The sequence below is a fragment of the Streptomyces sp. NPDC022910 genome (genome assembly GCF_055561075.1).
The window spans coordinates 81,963-94,459 of record NZ_JBVHHL010000023.1 but is presented as its reverse complement, the minus strand read 5'-3'; the positions used below and the strand labels follow the sequence as shown (position 1 = coordinate 94,459).

The following is a 12,497-nucleotide window of genomic DNA, read 5'->3' as shown; positions in this document are numbered from 1 at the left end:
ATGACGTACAGCGGAGCGGTGACGGTCGGCGGCCCGGCGGATGTGCACGAGCTGAAGGACCTGATGATCAGCAAGATCGCGGTCGGCCCGATGGACAACAACGCCTATCTGCTGCGCTGCCGGGCGACCGACGAGCAGTTGCTGATCGACGCCGCCAACGACGCGCACACACTGCTCGGCATGATCGGTGACGACGGCATCGCGTCCGTCGTCACCACGCACCGGCACGCCGACCACTGGCAGGCGCTCGCCGAGGTCGTGGCGGCCACCGGCGCGCGGACGTACGCGGGGCGCGACGACGCCGCGGGCATTCCCGTACCGACGGACGTCCCCGTCGACGACGGCGACACGATCCGGGTGGGGCGCGTGAAGCTCACCGCGCGCCATCTGGTGGGGCACACGCCGGGCTCGATCGCCCTCGTCTACGACGACCCGCACGGACACCCGCACGTCTTCACCGGGGACTGCCTCTTCCCGGGCGGCGTGGGCAACACGCACAAGGACCCGAAGGCCTTCGCCAGCCTGATCCACGACGTCGAGACGAAGATCTTCGACGTGCTTCCGGACGAGACCTGGGTCTACCCCGGGCACGGCAACGACACCACGCTGGGCTCCGAGCGCCCACACCTCCCGGAGTGGCACGCGCGGGGGTGGTGAGCGCCGGGTCCCGCGCGCTCGGCGTGCATCGACACGCCGCGCGAAGAGCGTGATCCACGCGTGAGGAGCAGAGGCATACGCCCCGTGTGAACGGTTCGCACGCGCTGGCGGCTCGCGCGCGCTCCCCGCCTACCTGGTTGCGCGGTCAACTGGTGGCAGCCCCGCCCAGGATGACGGCTCCTGGGCGGTATGGGCCGCCGATCCCTCGCTTCCGCCCTCGACCGGCGCCCCCCGGCACGTGCCCCTGCCGGAGCCCGTTCCCACCATGTGCATCGGATCTTGGAGAACATCACGCTCGCCCCGCGCCGTGTCCACGGTGTGGATCGGGCGACGGCCGAGGAGCACGCCCGCGAGCTCCTCGAGCGGCTCGGGCTCAGTGCCGGGGCGGCCGAGTTCCCGGACTGGTTGAGCGGCGGCCGGCAGCTACGCGCCGTGATCGTGCGCGCGCTGGGCGTACGCCCCCACTGCTGCTTCTGGACGAGATCACCGCCCCCTCGACCCGGAGCTCGTGGGTGAGGTCCTGACCGTCGTCCGGGATCTGAACGGGGGAACGGCCGAACAGGTCTTCGGCGATCCGCAGCAGGAGCGTACGTGGCGCTTTCCGCGCCGGATCGTGGAGGCGGGACGGCTCTGAGGCACTGGGGGTCTCCAGGACGACGGCGTGCCCGCGTCGCTCAGGACAGCAGAGCGCTGTTCTCCGGTATCTGTCACGCCTCCGGCTGTCCCGCCCCCGCGAGGGTCGCGACCCGCTCCACGCCGAACGCGTACCCCTGCACTCCGCATCCGGCGATGACACCGTCGGCGCGCAGGGAGACGTACGAGTGATGACGGAACTGCTCGCGCTGGTGGATGTTGGAGATGTGGACCTCCACCACCGGCAGTCCGTCACACGTGTTGAGCGCATCGAGGATCGCCACGGAGGTGTGCGAGTAGGCGGCCGGGTTGATCACGATCCCCGCATGGTTGAGCCGTGCCTCGTGGATCCACTCGACCAGTTCGCCCTCGTGGTTGGACTGCCGGAAGTCCACCGTGCCGCCGTAAGCGGCCGCCGACTTCACACACAGGGCCTCGATGTCCGCGAGCGTGTCGGACCCGTAGATCTCCGGCTGGCGCTGCCCGAGGAGGTTCAGGTTGGGGCCGTTGAGGACCATGATCGGGGCGTTGGCGAGAGTGCGGGGCACGGTTCCTCCGGTCCGTTCAGTCTGCCGGTCCATGCAGGACCGCTGCTCGGTCCCCGGTTTATCACGATCCGGCCGGCGGGCGACGACCCGTACCCTCACGCCATGACGCAGCTGAGGTACCCGCCCAAGCCCGCGCCCGGCGACCGAGTCGCCGTCGTCTCGCCGTCAGCCGGGCTTCCCGCCCTCTACCCGCTTCCCTACGAACTCGGCCTCGAGAGGCTGCGCACCGAGTTCGACCTCCAGCCGGTCGAGTACCCGGCCACCCGGAAGATGGGCGCGACACCGCAGGAGCGGGCGGACGACCTCCACGCGGCGTTCGCCGATCCGGCCGTCAAGGCCGTGATCGCGTCCATCGACGGTGACGACCAGATCACGGTGTTGCCCCTGCTGGACCGGGAGTTGATCCGCGCCAACCCGAAGCCGTTCTTCGGCTCGTTCGAGCACCCCAACAGCCCCGAGGCGGGCGCTCGTTACGCGGCGGAGCAGCGTGAGGCCGTCCTACGTGCCCTGAAGACATACTCTCCCGACACTGTGATCGTCTTCGATGTGGACCTCGGACACACCGACCCGCAGGTCGTCCTCCCCTACGGAGGCACCGTCCGCGTGGACGGTCCTGCCCGGCGCATCACCGTCACCTACTGACCTCCTGCTGCCTCCCGGCGCACGCCCGCCCCACCCACCACATGCGGCGAGCCCCCGCATGCTCCCGTAACCCCCGGTCACCGTGGGTAGTTGACGCGGCATGCACGACGTACGCACCGTAAGGGCTCCCTCGATGCTCCGGCTCGCGGCCGCCTCGCTCGCCGGAACGGCCATCGAGTTCTACGACTTCTTCGTCTACGGGACCGCGGCCGCCCTGGTCCTCGGCCCCCTGTTCTTCCCGACGTTCTCGCCGGTGGCGGGCACACTGGCGGCATTCGGGACCTTCGCGGCCGGCTTCGTGGCACGGCCGCTCGGCTCGGTACTGTTCGGGCACATCGGGGACCGGCGCGGACGGCGGCCGGTGCTCGTCGCCTCCTTGTTGCTGACCGGCGCCGCGACAGTGGCGGTCGGCTGCGTGCCGACGTACGAGACGATCGGTGCGGCCGCTCCCGTCCTCCTCCTCGTGTTGCGGTTTGTGCAAGGGCTCGGGCTCGGCGGGGAGTGGGGAGGTGCGGTGCTGTTGACCGCCGAGCACGCGCCGGCCGGGCGGCGCGGGCTGTGGTCGAGCTTCCCGCAGGTGGGCCCCTCACTGGGGTTCGTACTGGCCAACGGCGTGATGCTGGGACTGTCGGCGACGCTGTCGGACGCGCAGTTCGCCGCCTGGGGGTGGCGGATTCCGTTCTGGGCGGCGGGGGTGCTCGCGGCAGCGGGTCTGTGGCTTCGCGGTTCGCTGGTGGAGAGCCCGCACTTCCTGAACATCGACGACCACGCACGCGTGCCGCTTGCCGAGGTCCTGCGCGGCCACTGGCGGCTCGTCCTGCTGACGGCCGGCGCGCTCACGGTCGGGTACGCGGTCTTCTACACCGTGACGACCTGGTCCCTCGCGTATGCGACGGAGCGGCTCGGCGTGAGCCGTTCGGTCATGCTGGCGTGCGTCATGGGCGCCGTCGTGGTGCAGGGCGCCCTCACTCCATTTCTGGCACTTCTCAGTGACCGTCATGGGCGGCGCACGCTGTGTCTGACGGGCTGCACGGGCGTCGTCCTGTGGATGTTCCCGCTGGTCGCGCTGCTGTCGACGGGCGAGCCGCTGCTGATGTTCCTGGGCTTCCTGGGGGCGATGCTGTCCTTCATCACGATGTTCGCGGTGATCGCCGCCTATCTGCCCGAGCTGTACGAGCCCCGGGTGCGCTGCACCGGCGCGGCGGTGGGTTACAACCTCGGAGGTGTGCTCGGCGGTGCCCTCACGCCGATCGTGGCCACCGCGCTGGCCCAGCACGGGGGCCAGGTGCCCTGGGGTGTCGGCGCCTATCTGACCACCGTGGCCCTGATCAGTCTGGGATGCTTCGCCCTGCTGCCGGAGACCCGTCCCGTGCCGGTCGCGGTCACCGAACCGGCTCCCGGCTGAGAGACCGCGGGCTACGGGTTGACGGCCAACTCCAGGTATGCCGCGAGCAGCACCAGGTGGACGCCTCCCTGAAGCGGCGTGGCGCGCCCGGGTACCACCGTCAGAGAGCTCACGACCACGGTCAGAGCGAGCAGCACCATGTGGACGGGGCCGAGGCCGAGAACGAGCGGTCCGGACAGCCACACGGACGCCAGGGCGACAGCGGGAACGGTCAGACCGATGCTGGCCATCGCCGAGCCCAGGGCGAGGTTGAGGCTCGTCTGGACCCGGTCGCGGCGTGCCGACCGCAGCGCGGCGATGGTCTCGGGCAGCAACACCAGCAACGCGATGATCACACCGACGACGGCTTGCGGCAGGCCCGCCGCCGCAACACCGGACTCGATGGTGGGCGACACGCCCTTGGCCAGTCCGACGACGCCGATGAGGGCGAGGCCGAGCAGGCCCAGGCTGAGGGCCGCAGTGCGAGCGGACGGCGCGTCGGCGTGGTCGTCGGCGGTGATCACCTCTCCCTGCCGGGTGATGGGGAGGAAGTAGTCGCGGTGGCGCACGGTCTGGGTCGCCACGAACAGGCCGTACAGGACAAGTGAGGAGATCGCGGCGAAGGCGAGCTGGGGCGCGGAGAACCCCGGGCCGGGCTTACTGGTGGTGAACGTCGGCAGGACGAGGCTGAGGGTGGCCAGCGTCGCGACGGTGGCGAGGGCGGCTCCGGTGCCCTCGGCGTTGAAGACCGCGATTCCATGCCGCAGTGAGGCGACCAGGAGGCTCAGGCCGACGACGCCGTTGCAGGTGATCATCACCGCCGCGGAAGACGGTGTCGCGGGCCAGGGTCGCGCCCTTGTCGCCACCGTCCGCCATCAGGGTGACGATGAGCGCGACCTCGATGACCGTGACGGCGACGGCGAGAACGAGCGAGCCGAAGGGCTCACCGACCCGATGCGCGACCACTTCGGCGTGGTGGACCGCGGCCAGGACGGATCCGGCGAGCACCAGCGTCACCAGGGCGATGGCAGGGCCGGGCAGATGGCGACCCCAGGTGAAGGCCAGCAGGACCACTGCGACCACCGGTACGACAGCCGTCCAGCGGCGATGGACCGAAGCCCGACGATCATGCAGCGATCCTCGCAGACGCCCCCGGGCGCCGCATTCCAGGTCCGGCAGCGGCTGCTCCGCGCGGGGGCCTCGCGAGGGGTACCCGGCGGTTGGCGGTGGCGCCCCTGGCGATGTCCAAAATCGACAAGGTCACGCCTCGGCACTGTCCTTCGGAGCGCCCTCGGCGTTCTGCTTCGCTTCGACCGCCTCCTTACGCCTGGAGGCCGTCAGGCTGGTGATCGTCGTGACGATCAGGACCGCACAGATCACGCCGAGCGACACCGGTATGGAGATCTCGGGCACATGAACCCCGGACTCGTGAAGAGCGTGCAGCACCAGCTTGACGCCGATGAAGCCGAGGATGATCGACAGACCGTACGAGAGGTGGACCAGCTTCCTGAGCAGGCCGCCGATGAGGAAGTACAGCTGCCTCAGGCCCATCAGCGCGAACGCGTTGGCCGTGAAGACGATGTACGGGTCCTGGGTCAGGCCGAAGATCGCGGGTATGGAGTCGAGGGCGAAGAGCACGTCCGTGGTGCCGATCGCCAGCATCACGACCAGCATCGGCGTCATGACCCGCTTGCCGTTCTGCCGGATCCACAGCTTGGTGCCGTGATAGCGGTCGGCTACGCCGAAGCGGCGCTCAGCGGCCTTCAGCAGTTTGTTCTCCTCGTACTCCTCGTTCTCCTCCTCGGCCCTGGCCTCCTGGATCAGCTTCCAGGCGGTCCAGATCAGGAACGCGCCGAAAAGATAGAAGACCCAGGAGAAGGACGCGATGATCGCGGCGCCCGCGGCGATGAAGACGGCTCGCAGCACCAGGGCTATCAGCACACCGACGAGGAGTACGCGCTGCTGGTACTGCGAGGGCACCGCGAACTTCGCCATGATCAGGACGAAGACGAAGAGGTTGTCGACGCTCAGTGACTTCTCGGTGATGAAGCCGGCGAAGAACTCTCCGGCCGGCTGGCCGCCGCCGAAGACGAGCAGCCCCAGTCCGAACAGTCCGGCCAAGGTGATCCAGACGATCGTCCAGATACCGGCTTCCTTGATCGACACGTCGTGCGGCTTGCGGCCGATGAAGAAGTCGACCGCGATCAGGACGGCGAGGCCCACGATCGTCAGGACCCACAGGGTCAGGGAAACATTCACTGCGCCTCCGGCAGTACGTCACGGCAATTGTCAGCGTCGTCGCTACCGGAGGTCTCTTCCACCCGCGTGCCCTGGGCGCGTGGTGCGCCCGGTGCGGTGCGGGCCGACGCCCCGGGATCTGGCCTGATCCGTATTGACGGGTACGCCGCAGCAGACAGGGAGTACTCCCCTCCGTGTGGATGAGAGTACCCGAAGCACCAAGGAAAGGTAAAGAGATCGGTAAAGAAAAGACCAAACCCCGAGGTCAGAGGGGCTTTACTTGCTCTTGGCGAGAACCCCGGTCCTGGATCAACGGTTCCAGGAGCGGCGCATCTCGGCGACCTGGGCGAGTACCTGTCGAAGCACCTGACTGTCCCGTGGAACGCGGGGCGGCTCGTACGTCCAGGCGTGGCCGACCCAGGGGTCCGCGAGGTGGTCGTCCGACACAGGAGTGAGCCGGAGCAGGGAGCGCCAGAGCGGGTCGAGCAGCGGCCCGTAGGCGGCGGCCTCGTCCCGGTCGGCGACCATCATCAGGCGGACACCGACGGCCGGGCCCTCGTCCGCGAGATAACGCAACTGGGTCACGGCCCGGTCGTCGAAACCGTGCGGAAAGTCGTTCACGAGCAGCAGTTGTTCGGCCGTGTCGAGGCCCGGTGGCAGCGACTCGGACGCACCACCGCGCACCGCCATCTGCACCAGGTCGACGCGCTGTGCCAGCCTGGTCAGCACATCGGCCACGCCCTGGGCGCCGGCGGCGGGCGGAGCGGCGAGCACACCCGACTGCACGAGAGGTGCCAGCGCAGGGGTACCCGAACCCGCCGGGTCGATGACGTGCGCCGCGAACTCGCCGGGCGGGTACACGGCGAGCAGCCGCGACGCGTGCGCCACCGCCGCTTCCATGGCGAGGCCGCGCAGCTCGTCCGGGTCCGCGAGCGAATCGAACGAGCCGGAGCGGCCGCTGTCGATCCACAGCCCGCGCTCCAACGGCAGTCTGACCAGCATGGGGATACGCAGGCTCTCGCTCTCGGGCAGGTGCAGATCACCGAGGCGCACGGCCATGGGTACCTCCATCGGAACCCGATAGCCGTGCCAGACCGGGTTGTCCCAGCGCGCGAACGCGGGAGGCAGAGCGGGCTCGACGACATCGGACTCGGCGATGAGCTGGGTGAGGTCACGGTCGAGCGCCGCCCTGGCCTGGGTGACGAGCTGGGTGTGCTTGGCCTGGGTCGCCTCGCGTGCGGCGACGCCCTGTCCGCCGATACGGCTGCGCGGATCGGACAGGACCCTGTCCAGCTCCTGCTCCATGCGTGAGTCGGCGAAGTCGACGGCGCTGCGGTATGCGGCGGCCGTCCGCGCCAGGTCTTCGAACATCCCCCAGACCTGGTTGTAGAGCCGCTCTTCCATGGACCAGCCGGTCGCGTCACCCGCGACGGGCTGCATGGGCTGCCCGGGCGCGGCAGGGGGTGCGGTCGGCGGGGGTGGGGGCGGCGGCGCGGTCCGCCGACCCGGGTGCGTGTAGTCGACCGGTCCGCCGGATGCGGGTTGGGGGACAGGGCTCGTCGCGCCGGTGAGGTCGTACGGAGACCCCTGCTGGGGCCCATCGGGCGCACCTTGCGGCGGTACATCGGGCGCACCCTGTTGCGGCGGTACTGCGCCGGAGGCGCCCTGGGGTGCCGCGGGGGCCGGCGTCTGGCGTGTGCGGTCGCTCCCCGGCATGCGCTGCGGGGGCGGTGCCACCGAGCGGGCCAGGCCCTGAACCACCGCTTCGTTGATGCTGCCCGCGAGTTGCCGGGCCTCCGGCAGGCCCTGGTCGGTGAAGAGCGCGGCGAGGCCGCCCGCGTATCCCTGGCCGACCGCGCGCACCTTCCAGACGTCCTGTCTGCGATAGAGCTCCAGCGCGATGACGGCGGACTCGGAATCCAGCCCGGTGATGGTGTAGCTGGCGACCTCGGCGCCGTCGAGACCGGTGACCGCGACGAAGGGCGCGGCGACGGCACCGAACCGCACCGGACCGCCGGTCTCCGTCGGCAGAGCGAGCAGCACATTGACCCGGTGCACGCTCTTCGGCAGGGCGTCGAGGTCGAACGCGAGACGGTGGTCGGCCGCCGCCTGCTTGGACACCTCCAGGCCTGGGAGGGTGGGCGCGCCGGGATGAGCCACCCACTCGCTGCCGCGCACCTTGCCCTGCTCGTCGCTGAGCGTGGCCCCGGCCACGATCGGCTTGCCGGCCGACACCCGGACCTCAAGTCGGACCTGGGGAAGCGGGTGGTTCTGCCCCCGGACCAGCTCGGCCGTCATCGCCTCGTCCCCCTACGTCGCTTCGTGTTCCAGGCGTCCGGCCGCCTACAGGTGGGGCAGAATCGCCGGCATCAGGTCCTGGAAGGTGCGGCCGTTGGTGGGGGTACCGAGAGCCGTCATGGTCCAGCCCGTACCCGAGCGGTGCACCTTGGCCATGATCTGCGCCGTGTACGCGCCGCCGCCCGCAAGGGTGTAGCGGGCCAGCTCCTGGCCGTTGGTCTCGTCGACAAGGCGGCAGAACGCGTTCTGCACCTCCTGGAACGTCTGGCCCGTGAACGAGTTCACGGTGAAGACGATCTGGTCGATGTGGACCGGGATGCGCTGCAGGTCGACGAGGATCGCCTCGTCGTCGCCGCCCTGGCCCGCACCGCCGACGAGGTTGTCACCGGTGTGCCGCACGGAGCCGTCGTCGCTGACGAGGTGGCGGAAGAAGACGACGTCCACGGGCTGCTTGTCCGCGAAGAGCACGGCGGACGCGTCGAGGTCGATCTCCCGGGTGCGCGAGCCGAACAGCCCACGCCGGGGGGCGGCCTGCCAGCCGAGCCCCATGCGCACCGCGGTCAGCGTGCCTCCGTCGTTCTTCTGCAGACTGATGGCCTGACCCTTGGTCAAGTTGACGGTCACGCGCTGTTCCCCTCTCGAACTGTCCCCTGTTGACCGCGGACTCCGCGGATGCCAAAACCCTACGCAGCGGCACTGACAGTGCCGAACCCCGCACCGCGCTTTGTGTCGGTCTTGCAACACACTGCGCGGACACCGGGGTCCGGCAAGATTGGCGGGGACGTCAGGCCAGGCCCGCCTCCCTCATCTGACGCAGTTCCTTCTTCATCTCGGAGACCTCGTCGCGCAGCCGGGCCGCGATCTCGAACTGCAGGTCCGCGGCGGCGGCCCGCATCCGTTCCGTCAGCTCCTCGATCTGCTCGGCGAGTTCGGCCGCGGGGCGGTCGGTCGGAACCGTCTCCTTGGCCTTGCCCTTGACCGCCTTCGCGCCCTTGATCGCCTGGCTGCCGAGCGAGGGCACCGGGCTCTTGGCGCCCTTGCCGTCCTTGGCCTTGCGGTAGCCCGTACCGAGCAGCTGCTCCGTGTCGACGTCCTCTCGGGCGATCTGCGCCACGATGTCGTTGATCTTCTTGCGGAGCGGCTGCGGGTCGATGCCGTTCGCCGTGTTGTACGCGATCTGCTTCTCCCGGCGGCGGTTGGTCTCCTCGATGGCCTTCTCCATCGCCGGGGTGATCTTGTCGGCGTACATGTGGACCTGGCCGGAGACGTTTCGCGCGGCACGGCCGATGGTCTGGATGAGTGAGGTTCCCGAGCGCAGGAAGCCCTCCTTGTCGGCGTCGAGGATCGCCACCAGGGACACCTCGGGCAGGTCGAGGCCCTCCCGGAGGAGGTTGATGCCGACCAGGACGTCGAACTCGCCCGACCGCAGTTCACGCAGCAACTCCACGCGGCGCAGGGTGTCCACGTCGCTGTGCAGGTAGCGCACCTGGATACCGAGCTCGAGGAAGTAGTCGGTGAGGTCCTCGGCCATCTTCTTGGTGAGCGTGGTGACCAGGACGCGCTCGTCCTTCTCGGTGCGCTTGCGGATCTCGTGAACCAGGTCGTCGATCTGGCCCTCGGTGGGCTTGACCACGACCTCGGGGTCGACGAGGCCGGTGGGGCGGATGATCTGCTCGACGAAGCCGTCCCCGCGCGAGAGCTCGTACTTGCCGGGTGTCGCCGACAGATACACGGTCTGGCCGATGCGCTCCTGGAACTCCTCCCACTTCAGAGGCCGGTTGTCCAGAGCGGACGGCAGCCGGAAGCCGTGCTCCACGAGGGTCCGCTTACGGGAGGCGTCGCCCTCGTACATAGCACCGATCTGCGGCACGGTGTTGTGCGACTCGTCGATGACCAGCAGGAAGTCATCCGGGAAGTAGTCGAGCAGCGTGTTCGGCGGGGAGCCGGGCTCGCGCGCGTCGAAGTGCATCGAGTAGTTCTCCACACCGGAGCAGGTCCCGATCTGGCGGAGCATCTCGATGTCATAGGTCGTGCGCATGCGCAGCCGCTGGGCCTCCAGGAGCTTGTCCTGCTTCTCCAGCTCGGCCAGGCGCTCCTCCAGCTCCTTCTCGATGCCGTTTATCGCCCGCTCCATGCGCTCGGGGCCCGCGATGTAGTGGGAGGCCGGGAAGACATACAGCTGCTCGTCGTCGCTGATCACCTCGCCGGTGAGCGGGTGGAGGGTGGAGAGGGCCTCGATCTCGTCGCCGAACATCTCGATCCGGACGGCCAGCTCTTCGTAGACCGGGAAGATCTCGATGGTGTCGCCGCGGACCCGGAAAGTGCCACGCGCGAACGCCACGTCGTTGCGCGTGTACTGGATGTCGACGAAGCGGCGCAGCAGCTGGTCGCGGTCGATCTCGTCGCCGACCTTGAGGGTGACCATCCGGTCCACGTACTCCTGAGGAGTACCGAGCCCGTAGATGCAGGAGACCGAGGCGACCACGATGACGTCGCGGCGGGTGAGCAGCGAGTTGGTCGCAGAGTGCCGCAGGCGCTCCACTTCCTCGTTGATCGAGGAGTCCTTCTCGATGTACGTGTCCGACTGCGGGACGTACGCCTCGGGCTGGTAGTAGTCGTAGTACGAGACGAAGTACTCGACCGCGTTGTTCGGCAGGAGCTCGCGGAACTCGTTGGCCAGCTGGGCGGCCAGCGTCTTGTTCGGCGCCATCACGAGGGTGGGGCGCTGGAGCTTCTCGATCATCCACGCGGTGGTGGCGGACTTGCCGGTGCCGGTCGCGCCGAGCAGGACGACATCCTTCTCACCTGCGTGGATGCGCTTTTCCAGCTCGGCGATGGCCGTCGGCTGGTCACCGCTCGGCTGGTAGGGGCTGACGACCTCGAAGGGCGCCACCGTGCGTTCGATCTGTGAAACGGGCCGCATGCCATCCACCGTACGACCCCGCACTGACAACGGGGTCGGATCACCGGTTCTGCGGGGTGCGGGAGCCGCGGTGTCCGGCGCGCTGGCCTGTGCGGGACAGCGGGCGCCGGCCGGTGTGAGCGATCTCGGGGTGGGCTGGCACGCCGGGCTTGCGCTCCGCCGGGGTCCAGTCGGGCTTGCCCATGACCATCAGCGGGTCGAACATCACCACGACGCCGGCCAGGCAGAGGAAGACGAGCGGACCGATCATCAGCGGGGCGAGCAGGGCGGCGGGTGAGTCGCCGGCCGGCGTACCGGACGAGGTGTGCAGATGGACCCGGAGGGCGGCCATGCCCGTGTAGTGCATGCCGCTGACCGCGAGTCCCATGACCAGGCTCGCGCCGATGCTCCACAGGAATCCGCGGATCTGTCCGGCCGCCCACAGGGCGGCGGTCGCCGCGACGACCGCTATGACGACGGAGGCGGCGACCGTGAGGGTGTTGTAGGCGAGGACACCGTTGAGGCGCATCCCGGCCATACCCAGGTAGTGCATCGAGGCGATTCCCAGGCCCGTGATGGTGCCCCCCGTGAAGAGCGCCACCCCCGTCGCCCCCCGGTAGCCGACGATGAAGACGCCGACGCCGACCATGACGATGGCGACCGCGAGGCTCGCGAACGTGATCGCCCTGTCGTAGTGGATGGGGGTCCCCTGTACGGTGAAACCCATCATCGCGACGAAGTGCATGGTCCATATGCCGGACCCGATCGCGGCCGACCCCAGGGCGAGCCAGCCGGCCCGCCAGGACTGGGCGACCAGCATGGATCTGGCGGTGCAGCGTAGTCCGAGCGCGCCGCCGAGGCAGGCCATGAGGTACGCCACCACGGGTGTGACGAGTCCGTACCTGAAGCCGTCGACGGTGCCCTGCATACGCGGCTGTCCTCCCCACACTGATGCGTTCCAGATACGGCAAATGCCCCCGTCCCCAGGACCGCGACGACGGTCAGGGTTGACGCAGAGAGTATGACCCCCGCCGGAACGGTCGAACGATTTTCCGGCAAAGAATCACGGCGCTGCCGCACTTGTGCGGCGTCTGTGAGCAGCTTTGGGCAACTCCAGTCAATCTGTGGTTTTCCTGCACCCACACCTCTTTACTCTTTGCTGTCACTCTGGTGCTGTATGTGACCAACCGACGCG

Annotated in this window: 9 protein-coding genes and 2 pseudogenes; 4 read left to right on the top strand and 7 right to left on the bottom strand. The window is 69.0% G+C overall.

What is annotated here, in order from left to right:
- Together ACZ3TS_RS22370 and ACZ3TS_RS22365 are read left to right on the top strand one after the other, a co-directional pair.
- Positions 1–657 (top strand): MBL fold metallo-hydrolase, encoded by a 657-nt coding sequence (locus ACZ3TS_RS22370; RefSeq protein WP_467620470.1) that lies wholly within the window; start codon positions 1–3, stop codon positions 655–657.
- Positions 658–933: 276 nt separating this feature from the next.
- Positions 934–1,291 (top strand): annotated as a pseudogene (locus ACZ3TS_RS22365) (ATP-binding cassette domain-containing protein); the annotation flags it as partial.
- Between the two features lie 73 nt (positions 1,292–1,364).
- On the opposite strand, the gene aroQ reads toward ACZ3TS_RS22365, so the two are convergent.
- Positions 1,365–1,838, bottom strand: a complete 474-nt coding sequence (gene aroQ / locus ACZ3TS_RS22360) for a type II 3-dehydroquinate dehydratase (protein ID WP_467620467.1) — start codon at positions 1,836–1,838, stop codon at positions 1,365–1,367.
- Positions 1,839–1,940: 102 nt separating this feature from the next.
- Between aroQ and ACZ3TS_RS22355 the strand changes: the two genes are divergently transcribed.
- Complete coding sequence (locus ACZ3TS_RS22355; protein WP_467620464.1) at positions 1,941–2,480, top strand: LD-carboxypeptidase; 540 nt, start codon at positions 1,941–1,943, stop codon at positions 2,478–2,480.
- Positions 2,481–2,580: 100 nt separating this feature from the next.
- Complete coding sequence (locus ACZ3TS_RS22350; protein ID WP_467620461.1) at positions 2,581–3,885, top strand: MFS transporter; 1,305 nt, start codon at positions 2,581–2,583, stop codon at positions 3,883–3,885.
- Positions 3,886–3,896: 11 nt separating this feature from the next.
- Here ACZ3TS_RS22350 and ACZ3TS_RS22345 read toward each other — a convergent pair.
- The 6 genes and pseudogenes from ACZ3TS_RS22345 to ACZ3TS_RS22320 form a co-directional block, all read right to left on the bottom strand.
- Positions 3,897–4,998: pseudogene (locus ACZ3TS_RS22345) on the bottom strand (calcium:cation antiporter).
- A 126-nt stretch (positions 4,999–5,124) separates the two neighbouring features.
- Positions 5,125–6,123: a TerC/Alx family metal homeostasis membrane protein gene (locus tag ACZ3TS_RS22340; protein WP_467620458.1), complete on the bottom strand. Its 999-nt coding sequence runs from the start codon at positions 6,121–6,123 to the stop codon at positions 5,125–5,127.
- 288 nt (positions 6,124–6,411) lie between these two features.
- Entirely contained in the window at positions 6,412–8,400 is a 1,989-nt protein-coding gene (locus tag ACZ3TS_RS22335; protein WP_467620455.1) for a TerD family protein, read from the bottom strand.
- A 45-nt stretch (positions 8,401–8,445) separates the two neighbouring features.
- Positions 8,446–9,024 carry a TerD family protein gene (locus ACZ3TS_RS22330; protein WP_467620452.1) on the bottom strand — a complete coding sequence of 193 codons (579 nt, stop codon included), beginning with the start codon at positions 9,022–9,024 and terminating at the stop codon, positions 8,446–8,448.
- Between the two features lie 160 nt (positions 9,025–9,184).
- Positions 9,185–11,323 carry an excinuclease ABC subunit UvrB gene (gene uvrB, locus ACZ3TS_RS22325; protein WP_467620449.1) on the bottom strand — a complete coding sequence of 713 codons (2,139 nt, stop codon included), beginning with the start codon at positions 11,321–11,323 and terminating at the stop codon, positions 9,185–9,187.
- Between the two features lie 40 nt (positions 11,324–11,363).
- Complete coding sequence (locus ACZ3TS_RS22320) at positions 11,364–12,230, bottom strand: MHYT domain-containing protein (protein ID WP_467620446.1); 867 nt, start codon at positions 12,228–12,230, stop codon at positions 11,364–11,366.
- Positions 12,231–12,497 lie beyond the last annotated feature (267 nt).

Bases quoted from the DNA above. Each gene is read 5' to 3' on its own strand.
- ACZ3TS_RS22350 (WP_467620461.1), top strand. From the start codon at position 2,581: ATGCACGACGTACGCACCGTAAGGGCTCCCTCGATGCTCCGGCTCGCG.
- ACZ3TS_RS22355 (WP_467620464.1), top strand. From the start codon at position 1,941: ATGACGCAGCTGAGGTACCCGCCCAAGCCCGCGCCCGGCGACCGAGTC.
- uvrB (WP_467620449.1), bottom strand. From the start codon at position 11,323: ATGCGGCCCGTTTCACAGATCGAACGCACGGTGGCGCCCTTCGAGGTC.
- ACZ3TS_RS22370 (WP_467620470.1), top strand. From the start codon at position 1: ATGACGTACAGCGGAGCGGTGACGGTCGGCGGCCCGGCGGATGTGCAC.
- ACZ3TS_RS22335 (WP_467620455.1), bottom strand. From the start codon at position 8,400: ATGACGGCCGAGCTGGTCCGGGGGCAGAACCACCCGCTTCCCCAGGTC.
- ACZ3TS_RS22320 (WP_467620446.1), bottom strand. From the start codon at position 12,230: ATGCAGGGCACCGTCGACGGCTTCAGGTACGGACTCGTCACACCCGTG.